The 12,575-nt window shown below is 61.4% G+C and carries 13 protein-coding genes; 5 read left to right on the top strand and 8 right to left on the bottom strand.

Annotation, left to right across the window (positions count from 1 at the left end):
• Positions 1 to 5 precede the first annotated feature (5 nt).
• The 4 genes from uvrY to ACF8FG_RS14950 all read right to left on the bottom strand — a co-directional run bounded on the left by uvrY (position 6) and on the right by ACF8FG_RS14950 (position 2,045).
• Complete coding sequence (gene uvrY / locus ACF8FG_RS14965; RefSeq protein WP_003251380.1) at positions 6 to 644, bottom strand: UvrY/SirA/GacA family response regulator transcription factor; 639 nt, start codon at positions 642 to 644, stop codon at positions 6 to 8.
• Between the two features lie 63 nt (positions 645 to 707).
• Positions 708 to 1,097 carry a helix-turn-helix domain-containing protein gene (locus tag ACF8FG_RS14960; protein ID WP_014590331.1) on the bottom strand — a complete coding sequence of 130 codons (390 nt, stop codon included), beginning with the start codon at positions 1,095 to 1,097 and terminating at the stop codon, positions 708 to 710.
• 107 nt (positions 1,098 to 1,204) lie between these two features.
• A complete protein-coding gene (locus ACF8FG_RS14955) occupies positions 1,205 to 1,648 on the bottom strand; it encodes a GNAT family N-acetyltransferase (protein ID WP_014590330.1) in 444 nt (147 codons plus the stop codon).
• Positions 1,649 to 1,658: 10 nt separating this feature from the next.
• Complete coding sequence (locus ACF8FG_RS14950; RefSeq protein WP_014590329.1) at positions 1,659 to 2,045, bottom strand: DUF488 domain-containing protein; 387 nt, start codon at positions 2,043 to 2,045, stop codon at positions 1,659 to 1,661.
• 128 nt (positions 2,046 to 2,173) lie between these two features.
• Here ACF8FG_RS14950 and ACF8FG_RS14945 point away from each other — a divergent pair, with 128 nt between their 5' ends.
• Complete coding sequence (locus ACF8FG_RS14945; protein ID WP_318080669.1) at positions 2,174 to 3,790, top strand: inorganic phosphate transporter; 1,617 nt, start codon at positions 2,174 to 2,176, stop codon at positions 3,788 to 3,790.
• Positions 3,791 to 4,123: 333 nt separating this feature from the next.
• On the opposite strand, the gene ACF8FG_RS14940 is transcribed toward ACF8FG_RS14945, so the two are convergent.
• The 3 genes from ACF8FG_RS14940 to ACF8FG_RS14930 form a co-directional block, all read right to left on the bottom strand.
• Positions 4,124 to 4,819 (bottom strand): glutathione S-transferase N-terminal domain-containing protein, encoded by a 696-nt coding sequence (locus ACF8FG_RS14940; protein ID WP_019438090.1) that lies wholly within the window; start codon positions 4,817 to 4,819, stop codon positions 4,124 to 4,126.
• 87 nt (positions 4,820 to 4,906) lie between these two features.
• Positions 4,907 to 5,404 carry a PaaI family thioesterase gene (locus ACF8FG_RS14935; protein WP_014590326.1) on the bottom strand — a complete coding sequence of 166 codons (498 nt, stop codon included), beginning with the start codon at positions 5,402 to 5,404 and terminating at the stop codon, positions 4,907 to 4,909.
• Positions 5,405 to 5,461: 57 nt separating this feature from the next.
• Complete coding sequence (locus ACF8FG_RS14930) at positions 5,462 to 6,844, bottom strand: amino acid permease (protein ID WP_010954889.1); 1,383 nt, start codon at positions 6,842 to 6,844, stop codon at positions 5,462 to 5,464.
• 255 nt (positions 6,845 to 7,099) lie between these two features.
• Between ACF8FG_RS14930 and gcvA the strand changes: the two genes are divergently transcribed.
• The gene (gcvA, locus tag ACF8FG_RS14925; RefSeq protein WP_076402764.1) at positions 7,100 to 7,996 is read left to right on the top strand and encodes a transcriptional regulator GcvA; all 897 of its coding nucleotides are present in this window, start codon (positions 7,100 to 7,102) and stop codon (positions 7,994 to 7,996) included.
• A 180-nt stretch (positions 7,997 to 8,176) separates the two neighbouring features.
• The gene (locus ACF8FG_RS14920; protein ID WP_076402763.1) at positions 8,177 to 9,427 is read left to right on the top strand and encodes an aspartate aminotransferase family protein; all 1,251 of its coding nucleotides are present in this window, start codon (positions 8,177 to 8,179) and stop codon (positions 9,425 to 9,427) included.
• A gap of 3 nt (positions 9,428 to 9,430) precedes the next feature.
• Here ACF8FG_RS14920 and ACF8FG_RS14915 read toward each other — a convergent pair whose 3' ends face one another.
• Positions 9,431 to 9,733 (bottom strand): hypothetical protein, encoded by a 303-nt coding sequence (locus ACF8FG_RS14915; RefSeq protein WP_014590324.1) that lies wholly within the window; start codon positions 9,731 to 9,733, stop codon positions 9,431 to 9,433.
• Positions 9,734 to 9,942: 209 nt separating this feature from the next.
• On the opposite strand from ACF8FG_RS14915, the gene ACF8FG_RS14910 reads away from it, so the two are divergent.
• Both ACF8FG_RS14910 and fusA read left to right on the top strand, forming a co-directional pair.
• Positions 9,943 to 10,368 (top strand): hypothetical protein, encoded by a 426-nt coding sequence (locus tag ACF8FG_RS14910; RefSeq protein WP_014590323.1) that lies wholly within the window; start codon positions 9,943 to 9,945, stop codon positions 10,366 to 10,368.
• Positions 10,369 to 10,441: 73 nt separating this feature from the next.
• On the top strand, positions 10,442 to 12,553 hold the full coding sequence (fusA, locus tag ACF8FG_RS14905) for an elongation factor G (RefSeq protein ID WP_014590322.1): 2,112 nt from the start codon (positions 10,442 to 10,444) through the stop codon (positions 12,551 to 12,553).
• Positions 12,554 to 12,575 lie beyond the last annotated feature (22 nt).

Here is a 12,575-nt window from a genome sequence, read left to right as displayed (position 1 = left end):
AGGTTTTACAGACTTGCGTCAACCATACCGTGGCGAACGGCCAGCAACGTCAGTTCAACGTCGCTGGTGACCGAGAGTTTTTCAAAGATCCGATAACGGTAAGTATTGACGGTCTTGGGCGAGAGGCACAACTTGTCGGAGATGATCTGCACTTTCTGGCAGCCGACAATCATCAGGGCAATCTGGATTTCCCGCTCGGACAACGCGTCGAACGGCGAGCCCTGCGGCTGGAACGGTTTCAGCGCCAACTGCTGGGCGATCTGCGGGCTGATATAGCGCTGGCCGGCAAAGGCCAGTCGAATGGCCTGGACCATTTCGTCAAGGCCTGCACCCTTGGTCAGGTAGCCGGCAGCGCCGGCCTGCAACAAGCGTGTGGGGAACGGGTCTTCCTCGCACACCGTCACCGCCACTACCTTGATGTCAGGATGGCTGCGCAGCAGCTTGCGGGTGGCCTCCAAGCCGCCGATGCCGGGCATTTTCACATCCATCAGCACAACGTCCGGTTTCAGCTCCCGGGCCAGTTTCAGCGCCGACTCGCCGGAATCTCCCTCACCCACCACCTGCAGGCCGTCGATGTCGGCCAACATGCGTGTAATACCGGTTCGTACCAGATCGTGATCATCGACCACTAAGACCCTAATCAAGCACACACCTCGTCAGCAGGGCGATTGGATCCCGCCACCTTAACAAAATTTTTCACGGTGGGCCTAACGCATTGCTTCCGTCAGAAACGACTGACGTTCGACTGTGAGAGGCCTCACTATTTGCCGGGGCGTGGCGTCGTTGGCCAACCGCCCCAAAAGGTGCAAGAGCGCGGCCTGATCTTCCGACCGCAATTTCCGAAAAGCCCCCAGCAAACCGGACTCATCCGCGTTCAAACCTTCGAGCGCTGCCGGGGTGCGCAGGCCGCTGAGGACATACAACGCATCCACGCCCCGGGTCGCCAATGCCGCCAGGTAATCTAGCCGCGGCGTGCGCTCACCGCTTTCGTACTTGCCCTGAGCATTGGGCTCGACGCCACCGATATCGCCAAATACACGCTGGGTCATGCCCAACCGCTCACGCTCTTCCCGCAGCCGTGGACCGATTCCGTTCATAGGGGCTTCTCCTTTTCCCTTATATCCTCAAACACGGTCTACCCGCCTGCAGGCAGCCGTAAACGTACGGATTCACTATGCCCATACGCTGCGGTCGCGACAAGCCATCATTTAGCCACTAATTTGATATCCCGCTGCATCCGCACAAAGCATTCGTCTTCACCCATTTCGACGAAGCCATGACGCTGGTACAGCAGGCGGGCCGGGTTGCTGCGGAACACCATCAGCCGCAACAGGGGAAGGCGCCGCTGCCTGGCCCACAGCGCCAGTTCTTCCAGCACCCAGCTACCGACGCCCCGCCCACGGTGCTCAGGCAACAGGTGCAACTCGCGGATGAACAGCGCCTGGCGGTCCTGGCTGAGGCTGCAAAAACCCAACAAGACGTCGCCTTCGATCACCAGCCACTGCTCGCGCCAGTCCCAGGCTGCATCGAAGGCTTCCTCGATCCACAGCAGGTCGTATTCACGGTAGTAAGGCAGCATGGCGCGGCGCGTGAGATCGCGGGCAAAGGTGCAGTGGATGTCTTTGGCGGGAATCAACTGTAAGGACATCGCATCGCACTCATTGGGCATAGCACACTGGCGAACTGCCAGGGCCACACCTGTCCAGTTCGTTTTCCAACCAATCGGCCAGCACCCGGGCATTGTTGTGCTCAGTGTCCTTGCCGGCATAAAGCAATGTCAGCGTCCCCTTCCTGGCCATGTCCATTAGCGGATACCAGTGCTCGGGGTGGGCCGCCAGCGCTTGCTGGTAACGCTGGGTAAAACCGGCGAAATCTACGTCTCCCTGGTGGAACGCCTTACGCAATTCATTCGAAGGTGCCACTTCGCGCAACCACTGCCCATGGAGGTCTTCCTTGCGCTTGTTGCGCGGCCAAAGGCGGTCGACCAGTACACGCTGGCCATCTTCATCCTCAACCGCATCATAGACACGTTTGCAGCGAATCATGGGCGTCTCCTGCCATTACCGTCCGTCTTGAGCCTAGATAATTCATTGATCGAGGTCACGGCCGGGTTACGAATTGTTTCTATGCTCAAGGCCTTCGGCACTTTCGCCCAATGCCAACCGGAGCCCCCATGGCAACCCCGTCAGTGGCCAGCAGCCCACTACTGGCCAAACACGACGCTCGCCCGCAGCTCTCCCAAAAACCTGGGCGTGCCACCTTAACGTTGTTCTTCTGCCTGCTGCTGGCGGGTATCGCCTACACCGCCTGGAGCCTCAAGCAGGATGTGACCGCAAGCGGTACGGTCATCACCACGGCTACACCGTTCCTTCTGCTGGGCCTGGCGCTGCTGATTGCCCTGGGCTTCGAGTTCGTCAACGGCTTCCACGACACCGCCAACGCGGTAGCCACCGTGATATACACCCATTCGTTGCCGGCGCCGATAGCGGTGGTGTGGTCTGGGCTGTGCAACTTCCTGGGCGTGCTTTTTTCCAGCGGCGCGGTGGCCTTCGGCATCATCGCCTTGCTACCGGTAGAACTGATTCTACAGGTGGGTTCTTCGGCCGGCTTCGCCATGGTCTTCGCCCTGCTGCTGGCGGCGATCATCTGGAACCTTGGCACCTGGTGGCTGGGCCTGCCGGCATCGTCCTCGCACACCCTGATTGGCTCGATCATCGGCGTGGGCGTGGCCAATGCGCTGATGCATGGGCGTGACGGCACCAGCGGCGTGGACTGGGCCCAGGCCAGCAAGGTGGGTTATGCCCTGCTGTTCTCTCCGCTGATTGGTTTTGCTTGCGCAGCCCTGCTGCTGCTGGCCCTGCGCGCGCTGGTCAAACGCAAGGCGCTTTACCAGGCACCGGAAGGCCAAACGCCACCACCGTGGTGGATCCGCAGCATACTGATTCTGACCTGCACGGGGGTATCTTTTGCCCACGGCTCCAACGATGGCCAGAAAGGCATGGGGCTGATCATGCTGATTCTGGTCGGCACCCTGCCGATGGCTTATGCGCTGAACAAGACCATGCCCAACGGGCAGGCCCTGCAGTTTTCCGCTGTCGCCGAGGTGACCCGCCAGGCACTGGTACGCAGCGATCCGCAAGCGGCCCCGGCTGACCCGCGCCAGGTACTGACCCTATTCATTGCCGAGCCCAAGGCCAGCCCGCACCTGGTACCGGCATTGGCGGCGCTGACCGGGATGATCGGCGAAGAGGTCAAAGGCTATGGCTCGCTCAAGCGCGTACCGGCTGAAGCCATGGCCAACGTGCGCAATGACATGTACCTGACCAGTGAAGCCATCCGCCTCATGGAGAAAAACCACCTGGTGACATTCGATGCCGACACCCGCAGCCATGTGCAGCTGTTCAAGACCCAGCTGGACGACGCCACCCGCTATATTCCGCTGTGGGTGAAGGTGGCTGTAGCCATCGCGCTGGGGCTGGGGACCATGGTTGGCTGGCGACGTATTGTGGTCACCGTTGGCGAGAAGATCGGCAAGACCCACCTCAGCTATGCCCAAGGCGCATCGGCCGAAGTGGTGGCGATGTGCACTATTGGCGCGGCGGATATGTTCGGGCTGCCGGTGTCGACCACGCATGTGCTGAGTTCGGGGGTGGCCGGCGCCATGGTCGCCAATGGGTCGGGGATTCAGAAACGCACTTTGTTCAATCTGCTGATGGCCTGGGTGCTGACCCTGCCAGCGGCAATGCTGTTGGCTGGCAGCCTGTACTGGTTGCTGAACCACATCTTCTGAACCCGTACGCCGCCTTCTGTAGGAGCGGGTTTACCCGCGAATACGGTAGCAGCGGCAGCGGTGAACGGCGGGTGGTAATTGGCCAGCAGGCCCGGCCTCTTCGCGGGTAAACCCGCTCCTACACGACGGCCTGTGCCCAACCACCGAGCTGTGTCCACCCCCCGATCAGGTGTAGGAGCGGGTTTACCCGCGAATACGGTAGCGGCGGCAACGGTGAACGGCGGGTGAAAATTGGCCAGCAGGGCCGACCCTTTCGCGGGTAAACCCGCTCCTACGGGCGACCGTCCAGGCCTTTCGAAGTTTGCGCAAGGCAGTTGTCCCTGCACTGGTTGATCAGCCCGGGATTTTCAGGCCACGCTGCACGGCTGGCCGTTCGAGGAAATTCGCCAGCACGCGCTGCACTTCCTTGAACTGGTCGAAGCCCACCAGGTCACGGGCGTTGTAGCGCTCCACCAGGTTACGCACCCAAGGGAAGATGGCGATGTCGGCGATGCTGTATTCCTCAGCCATCCACTGCCGACCTTTCAAATGCCGATCCAGCACGCCCAGCAGCCGCTTGGACTCGTTGACATAGCGGTCGCGCGGGCGCTTGTCTTCATATTCCTTGCCAGCAAAGAAATGGAAGAACCCGACCTGGCCGAACATCGGCCCGATGCCGCCCATCTGGAACATCAGCCACTGCAGGGTCTGGTAGCGCTGGGCGGGGTCCTGGCTGAGCAGCTGGCCGCTCTTCTCCGCCAGGTACTGCAAGATCGCCCCCGACTCGAACAGCGGCAGCGGCTGACCGCCCGGGCCGTTCGGGTCGAGGATGGCGGGGATCTTGTTGTTCGCGCTGAGCGAGATGAACTCGGGGCTCATTTGGTCATCGTTGTCGAAGCTGACCTTGTGCGCCTCGTAAGCCAAGCCAATCTCTTCAAGCATGATCGACACCTTCACCCCGTTGGGCGTCGGCAGCGAGTACAACTGCAGGCGTTCGGGATGTTTGGCGGGCCATTTGCGGGTAATGGGGAAAGCACTGAGTTCGGTCATGATCAACCTTGCCAAGGGAATGAACCTGTCACTCTAGAGACATCCCCAGCCACTGACCATCACCGACCACTCATCAGCGTTGGCAGCTCAGGCCTGGCCGTGGGCCTTGAGCTTGAGCTTTTCGGTATCGACGCGGACAAACACGGAGTCGGCGGTCACAGTCAGTACATCCTCTGCCCAGACTTCGCAGATGACACGGCTCTTGCGCCCCACGTCGCCTTCGACACGCGCCTTGAGCAACAGCTCGACGCCCATCGGCGTAGGTTTCAGGTAGGTCAGGTTGAGCGTACCGGTAACGCAGTCGATACGCGGCAGGCTGCCCGGTTCTCGGCCTTCGTTACGGTAGTGGTAGGCCATCGCCGTCCAGTTGGAGTGGCAGTCGACCAGCATCGCCAGCAGGCCACCGTAAACCAGGCCAGGCCAGCCAATGAAGGTGCTGTCGGGCGAGTGCCGGCACACCAGGTGAACACCGTCCGCGTCCCAGTGGCTTTGCAGGTGCAGGCCACTGGGGTGGGAACAGCCGCAGCCATAGCAGGTACCCTCAGGGGCCGCGAGGGCTTGAAGGGAAAGTGTGTGATCAGTCATACGCATCCTGTGCTTGTTGGAATGGGGGCGCGCAACGCCCCCATTAAAGCAGAAACATCAGGCCGTCTGGGCAACCATCTTCGCACGCCGTTGGGTCAGCGAAACCAGCAGGATGAACGCGGTCACCCCGGCAGTCATCAGCGTCTCATAGCGGTAGGCATCGCTGAACAGCATGTAGCCCAGCACCATGACGATGGTGCCGATCACCAACCAGGTCAGCCATGGGAACAGCCACATCTTCAGTTCCAGCGGGCGCCCTTCACGCTCGGCACGGGCACGCATGCGCAGCTGCGACACGGCAATGACCAGGTACACCAGCAAAGCGATGGCGCCGGTGGTCGACAGCAAGAAGCCAAACACCTTGCCCGGGAACACATAGTTGACGAAGCAGCCAGCGAAGCCCGCCAGGGTGGAGAAGATCACCGCCACGGTCGGCACGCCGGAACCGGAGATGCGCTTGGTCACGCTCAGCGCCTGACCACGCGCGCCAAGCGAATAGAGCATGCGAGACGCCGTGTAGAGCCCTGAGTTCATGCAACTTGTCACCGCCACCAGCACCACCAGGTCAACCAGCAACTTGGCGCCCGGCACGTTGAGCACTTCCAGTACACGCTGGAACGACCCTACCGCTTTCAGCCCGGGGTCGTTCCAGGCCACCAGCGACACCACCAGGAAGATCGACGCCAGATAGAAAATGGCAATGCGGTACACCACCAGGTTGGTGGCGCGGCGAATCTTGTCTTTCGGGTTGGCGGTTTCGTCAGCCGCGATGGTGACAATTTCGGCACCGAAGAACGAGAAGATGGTGATCAGCACGCCCCCAAGCACCGTCCCGAACCCATTGGGCATGAAACCACCACTGTCCCACAGCCGGCTGACCCCGGAGACCTCCGCCAGCGGCCAGAAGCCGAACACCGCCAAGGTGCACACCCCGATGAAGCCAATGATCGCGACCACCTTGACCAACGCGAACCAGTACTCGAAAGCACCGAAGTTCTTAACGCTGACCAGGTTGGTGCCCGACAGCACCAGCATGATCAGGAAGGCGAACAGCCAGGACGGCACGCCAGGGAAGTAGGCATGCAGGATGTCAGCACCGGCAATGGCTTCCACCGGAATGATCAACACCCAGAACCACCAGTACAGCCAGCCAATGGTAAAGCCCGCCCAAGGCCCGATGGCTTCCGAAGCGTAGGTGGAAAAAGAGCCGCTGTTGGGGTTTGCGATGGCCATTTCACCCAGCATGCGCATCACCAGCAATACCAGCAGGCCAGTCATGGCGTAGGAGATGAGGATGGCCGGGCCGGCGGTGGCGATGGCGTTGGAGGACCCGATGAACAGCCCGGCGCCGATGATGCCGGCAATGGAGATCATGGAAACCTGACGGGAAGTCAGGCCGTGCTGCAGTGAGCGCTGTTTCTTGTTGTCTTGCGAAGCCATGAAGAACCCTCGAATGGGTCGGCCGCAGCAAAGCGGCTGAAGGTCTGAGCAGAATTCTTATAAATTTCTGATGTGTGTTGTTGTTGTTTTGCAGATGACCGAAGCGGGTATTGACCTCCTCTTCGCATGACCGGTTGTAATCGTTGATCCAGGTCAGTATTAATCTATAGGCCGGGGTCAACAAACGACCTTTTCGAACCACATAATTCCTTTACGGAATGAACTCCTTCCTTTTTTGCTCGGTATTCGCCCGTCATGTCCAAACGCCTGATGCCTTCGACCACCGCCCTTCAGTGCTTCGAAGCGGCCGCTCGCCACCTCAGCTTCACCCGCGCGGCCCAGGAACTGCACCTGACCCAGAGCGCCGTCAGCAAGCAGGTCGCGCAGCTTGAGGACATGCTCTCGCACTCGCTGTTCCAGCGCATTCGCCGGCGCCTGCACCTGACCCCGGCCGGCGCGCTGTACCTCACCGAAGTGAACAAGATCCTCACCCAGATCGACATATCCAGCCGCTACATCCTCAGCTACGGCGACGAAACCGAAGTGCTGCGCATCGCCACCCAGCCGACCTTCGGCGCCCGCTGGCTGGTCCCCAGGCTCAAGGGTTTTGGTGACCGCTACCCACGCATTCACCTGGATGTGCGCAACGAGCTGGAGCCATTCGACCTGGTACAGGCGAAGGCTGACGTCGCCTTTTTCTTCGGCCAGGGCACCTGGCCCGGGGCGACCTGCATCGAGTTGTTCAGCGAAGAAGTGGTGCCGGTGTGCAGCCCGCAACTGCTGGCCAGCCACCGTTTCGACAGCGCCCAGGCATTGACTGATCACCGCCTGTTGCAATGCGTGTCGCGGCCGGAAGCCTGGCATGAGTGGTTCCTGGGGCTTGGGTTACATAGCCAGAACAGCTACCACGGGCCGCGCTTCGACACGTTCTACCTGTGTATCCGCGCGGCCATCTCCGGCTGCGGCATAGCCCTGATTCCCCGCTATCTGGTGGCCGAGGAGCTGAGCGAAGGCAAGCTGGTGGTGGCCTGGGACCACCCTGTGGCAAGCAACGGGAGGCACTTCATTGCGCATGCCGAGCATGCGGCCGAAGTGCCCAAGATCAGGGCCTTTGTGCAGTGGATCCGGGAACGGGTGGCTGAAGGCGATTGATTTGACCTGCCCCGGCCTCTGGCAGGAGCGGGCTTGCCCGCGAAGAGGCCGGCACAGCCAACCAAAAAAACCGCCCAGATCACGAATCCATGGAATGACCGCAATCGAATAATTCGTTTGCGGAATAACCCGACGACACGCTTGGATAATAAGAAACTCGAACAAGGTCCGCGTGCCCCCATGAACCAGGAAAGTATCAGCCAATCCATTGCCATCGTTCACCCGATCACACTTTCCCATGGCCGTAATGCCGAAGTCTGGGACACTGACGGCAAACGTTACATCGACTTCGTCGGCGGTATCGGCGTGCTCAACCTGGGCCACTGCAACCCCGCTGTAGTCGAGGCCATCCAGGCTCAGGCCACCCGCCTGACCCACTACGCCTTCAACGCCGCCCCTCACGGCCCGTACCTGGCCCTGATGGAGCAACTGAGCCAGTTTGTGCCAGTCAGCTACCCACTGGCCGGCATGCTCACCAACAGCGGCGCGGAAGCGGCGGAAAACGCCCTGAAAGTGGCCCGTGGCGCCACCGGCAAACGTGCCATCATCGCTTTCGACGGCGGCTTCCATGGGCGCACCCTGGCCACCCTGAACCTCAATGGCAAGGTTGCCCCCTACAAGCAGCGGGTCGGCGAACTGCCCGGGCCGGTGTATCACCTGCCCTACCCCAGCGCGGATACCGGGGTTACCTGCGAGCAGGCGCTCAAGGCCATGGACCGCCTGTTCAGCGTCGAGCTGGCGGTGGAGGACGTCGCGGCGTTCATCTTCGAGCCGGTGCAGGGTGAAGGCGGCTTCCTTGCCTTGGACCCAGTCTTCGCCCAGGCCCTGCGCCGCTTCTGCGACGAGCGTGGCATCCTGATCATCATCGACGAGATCCAGTCGGGCTTCGGCCGCACCGGCCAGCGCTTCGCGTTTCCGCGCCTGGGTATCGAGCCCGACCTGCTGCTGCTGGCCAAGAGCATCGCTGGCGGTATGCCGTTGGGTGCAGTGGTCGGGCGCAAGGAATTGATGGCGGCGCTGCCCAAAGGCGGCCTGGGTGGCACCTATTCGGGCAACCCGATTGCCTGTGCGGCGGCCTTGGCCAGCCTGGCGCAGATGACCGACGAAAACGTTGCAACCTGGGGGGAACGGCAGGAACAGGCCATCGTCAGCCGTCATGAGCGCTGGAAGGCTTCGGGCCTGAGCCCGTACATCGGCCGCCTGACCGGCGTGGGCGCCATGCGAGGAATCGAGTTCGCCAATGCCGATGGCAGTCCGGCACCGGCACAACTGGCCAAGGTGATGGAAGCGGCCCGCACCAAGGGCCTGCTGCTGATGCCCAGCGGCAAGGCGCGGCACATCATTCGCCTGCTGGCTCCGTTGACCATCGAGGCCGAGGTGCTCGAGGAAGGGCTGGATATCCTCGAGCAGTGCCTGGCAGAACTGAACTGAGGCTTACAGGCCGAGCTCTTCCGGGGTAAGCATGTCGGACTCGAAGGCGATCCAGCCGCCTTCAAGTTCGGCATGGCCGTTGACGATCGGGCCGTAATAGGTCAGGCCGTTCTCCAGGGTCACGCAAATGTGCGTGGCCGGTTTCTCTGGGGCCGCGAGCGTACCGACGAAATGCACCTTCTTCAGGGTTTCGGTCACCGCTTCCAGGCCCACGCGCATCTTGGGGTTTTCCGAGGCTTCGGTATCTCCGCCACGGTCTTCGGCGCTGATGGTCACGGTGGCGATGTACGGGTACTTGATGCTCAAACGGGGTTACCTCGGTGGGTGTATAGGCGTACGGGCGCGTAGAGTACGGCAGGCCGTCTCTGTTGTCTCTACTGGCCTGTTCGCGGGCATGCCCGCCCCCCAGGGATTGCATGTTGCTTGGGGTATGCAGGCACCTGCAACAGGTGATCTGAATGCCCCGATCTGTTAGGGTGCCCGCCGATGCACGCCACACCACACGAGGATCCCGAGTGAGCGCCGAAGAACCCCTGATCGCCGACCTGTTCGAAGTCGACAAACGCCTGTCCCTCAAGCCCGTCGTGGACTTCAACAGCTACCTGCGCAACGCCTTCGGCGAGGGCCCATGCCGCTGCCACCGCTGCGTAGAAGGTGCCGACCAAAGCACCTACAGCCACGCGCACAACTTCACCTTCGAAGGCCGCCAGTGGCACCGCCGGTTCGCCAGCACCGCTGGCAGCGACGTCGCCCAAGTGTTGAAAAAAGCCTGGCTGTCGTACACCAAGGCTGATCTCAACCTGGTCGGCGCGCTGGACCTGACCACCCTCAAGACCTTCACCGAGGCCGCCCTGCACACGCGCCTGCTGGCCTTGCTGCCAGCCAGCGGCCTGGCCCGTGAAGTGGATGGCCAGTGGATGCTGCAAGCCCAGACCGACTGACGGCCCGGTGGCAGGGCAGGATTCCACCGGTCTGCTAACTTGGTGGAATCCGTCCACCCACAGGTAGTCCGCCATGGCCCGCACAACGCCCATCGAGCTGTACCGCAATATCGGCATCGTCGCCCACGTTGATGCCGGCAAGACCACGACCACCGAGCGGATCCTGTTCTATACCGGGGTCAACCACAAGATGGGCGAAGTGCACGATGGCGCGGCGACCATGGACTGGATGGCCCAGGAGCAGGAACGCGGCATCACCATCACCTCGGCGGCGACCACAGCGTTCTGGCAAGGCTCGACCAAGCAGTTCGCCCACAAGTACCGTTTCAACATCATCGACACCCCAGGCCACGTCGATTTCACCATCGAGGTGGAGCGCTCACTACGCGTGCTTGATGGCGCGGTCGTGGTATTCAGCGGCGCTGACGGCGTCGAGCCGCAGTCAGAGACAGTCTGGCGCCAAGCCAACAAGTACCACGTGCCACGCTTGGCCTACATCAACAAGATGGACCGCCAGGGGGCCGACTTCCTGCGCGTGGTCAAGCAGATCGATCAGCGCCTGGGGCACCACCCGGTACCCATCCAGCTGGCCATCGGCAGCGAAGAAAACTTCATGGGCCAGATCGACCTGGTGAAGATGAAGGCCATTTACTGGAACGATGCCGACCAGGGCACCAGTTACCGTGAAGAAGATATTCCCGCCGATCTGCAGAAACTTGCTGACGAATGGCGCGCGCACATGATAGAAGCCGCCGCCGAGGCCAATGACGAACTGCTCAACAAGTTTCTCGAAGGCGAAGAGCTGAGCGTCGAAGAGATCAAGGCCGGATTGCGTAAACGCACCATCGCTAACGAAATCGTGCCGACCATCCTCGGCTCCTCTTTCAAGAACAAGGGTGTGCCGCTGATGCTTGATGCGGTAATCGATTACCTGCCCGCCCCCTCGGAAATTCCTGCCATCCGCGGCACCGACCCGGATGATGAAGAAAAGCACCTGGAACGGCACGCCGACGACAAAGAGCCGTTCTCGGCACTGGCTTTCAAGATCGCCACCGACCCGTTCGTCGGCACCCTCACCTTCGCCCGCGTTTATTCCGGCGTCCTCAGTTCAGGCAATGCGGTACTCAACTCGGTCAAAGGCAAGAAGGAACGCATCGGCCGCATGGTGCAGATGCACGCCAACCAGCGTGCCGAAATCAAGGACGTGTGCGCAGGCGACATCGCCGCACTGATCGGCATGAAGGACGTGACCACCGGCGACACCCTGTGCGACATGGACAAACCGATCATCCTCGAACGCATGGACTTCCCCGACCCGGTGATTTCCGTCGCGGTAGAGCCGAAAACCAAGGCCGACCAGGAAAAAATGGGGATCGCGCTGGGCAAGCTGGCCCAGGAAGACCCCTCATTCCGCGTGCGTACCGATGAAGAGACTGGCCAGACCATCATCTCGGGCATGGGCGAGCTGCACCTGGACATCATCGTCGACCGCATGCGCCGCGAGTTCAACGTCGAGGCCAACATCGGCAAGCCGCAGGTGGCCTACCGGGAAAAAATCCGCAATACCTGCGAGATCGAGGGGCGTTTCGTGCGCCAGTCCGGTGGCCGTGGCCAATACGGTCATTGCTGGATCCGTTTCGCCCCCGGTGATGAAGGCAAAGAAGGCCTGGAGTTCATCAACGAGATCGTCGGCGGCGTGGTGCCGCGCGAGTACATCCCGGCAATCCAGAAGGGTATCGAAGAGCAAATGAAGAACGGCGTGCTTGCCGGCTACCCACTGATCAACCTCAAGGCCGCCGTGTTCGACGGCTCGTACCACGATGTCGACTCCAACGAGATGGCCTACAAGATCGCCGCGTCGATGGCCACCAAGCAGTTGTCGCAGAAAGGCGGCGCAGTGTTGCTGGAGCCGGTGATGAAGGTAGAGGTGGTGACGCCGGAGGAATATCAGGGCGACATCCTCGGCGACTTGAGCCGACGTCGCGGCATGATCCAGGATGGTGATGAAACACCGGCTGGCAAGGTCATACGTGCCGAAGTGCCGTTGGGTGAAATGTTCGGCTACGCCACCTCGATGCGCTCGATGACCCAGGGCCGGGCCAGCTTCTCGATGGAGTTCACCCGCTATGCCGAGGCCCCGGCGAGCATTGCCGATGGCATCGTCAAGAAGAGCCGCGGGGAGTAAGCGGTTCTCCTGTGCCGGCCTC

The sequence above is a fragment of the Pseudomonas sp. YQ_6 genome (genome assembly GCF_043103245.1).
Taxonomy (GTDB): Bacteria; Pseudomonadota; Gammaproteobacteria; order Pseudomonadales; family Pseudomonadaceae; genus Aquipseudomonas; species Aquipseudomonas alloputida.
The sequence above is the reverse complement of the archived record's forward strand: the minus strand, read 5'-3'. Positions and strand labels throughout refer to the sequence as shown.

What these genes read in the sequence shown, in the direction of transcription:
- ACF8FG_RS14960 (WP_014590331.1), bottom strand. Translation starts at nt 1,097, where the DNA reads ATGAACGGAATCGGTCCACGGCTGCGGGAAGAGCGTGAGCGGTTGGGC.
- ACF8FG_RS14955 (WP_014590330.1), bottom strand. Translation starts at nt 1,648, where the DNA reads ATGTCCTTACAGTTGATTCCCGCCAAAGACATCCACTGCACCTTTGCC.
- ACF8FG_RS14950 (WP_014590329.1), bottom strand. Translation starts at nt 2,045, where the DNA reads ATGATTCGCTGCAAACGTGTCTATGATGCGGTTGAGGATGAAGATGGC.
- ACF8FG_RS14945 (WP_318080669.1), top strand. Translation starts at nt 2,174, where the DNA reads ATGGCAACCCCGTCAGTGGCCAGCAGCCCACTACTGGCCAAACACGAC.
- ACF8FG_RS14940 (WP_019438090.1), bottom strand. Translation starts at nt 4,819, where the DNA reads ATGACCGAACTCAGTGCTTTCCCCATTACCCGCAAATGGCCCGCCAAA.
- ACF8FG_RS14935 (WP_014590326.1), bottom strand. Translation starts at nt 5,404, where the DNA reads ATGACTGATCACACACTTTCCCTTCAAGCCCTCGCGGCCCCTGAGGGT.
- ACF8FG_RS14930 (WP_010954889.1), bottom strand. Translation starts at nt 6,844, where the DNA reads ATGGCTTCGCAAGACAACAAGAAACAGCGCTCACTGCAGCACGGCCTG.
- gcvA (WP_076402764.1), top strand. Translation starts at nt 7,100, where the DNA reads ATGTCCAAACGCCTGATGCCTTCGACCACCGCCCTTCAGTGCTTCGAA.
- ACF8FG_RS14920 (WP_076402763.1), top strand. Translation starts at nt 8,177, where the DNA reads ATGAACCAGGAAAGTATCAGCCAATCCATTGCCATCGTTCACCCGATC.
- fusA (WP_014590322.1), top strand. Translation starts at nt 10,442, where the DNA reads ATGGCCCGCACAACGCCCATCGAGCTGTACCGCAATATCGGCATCGTC.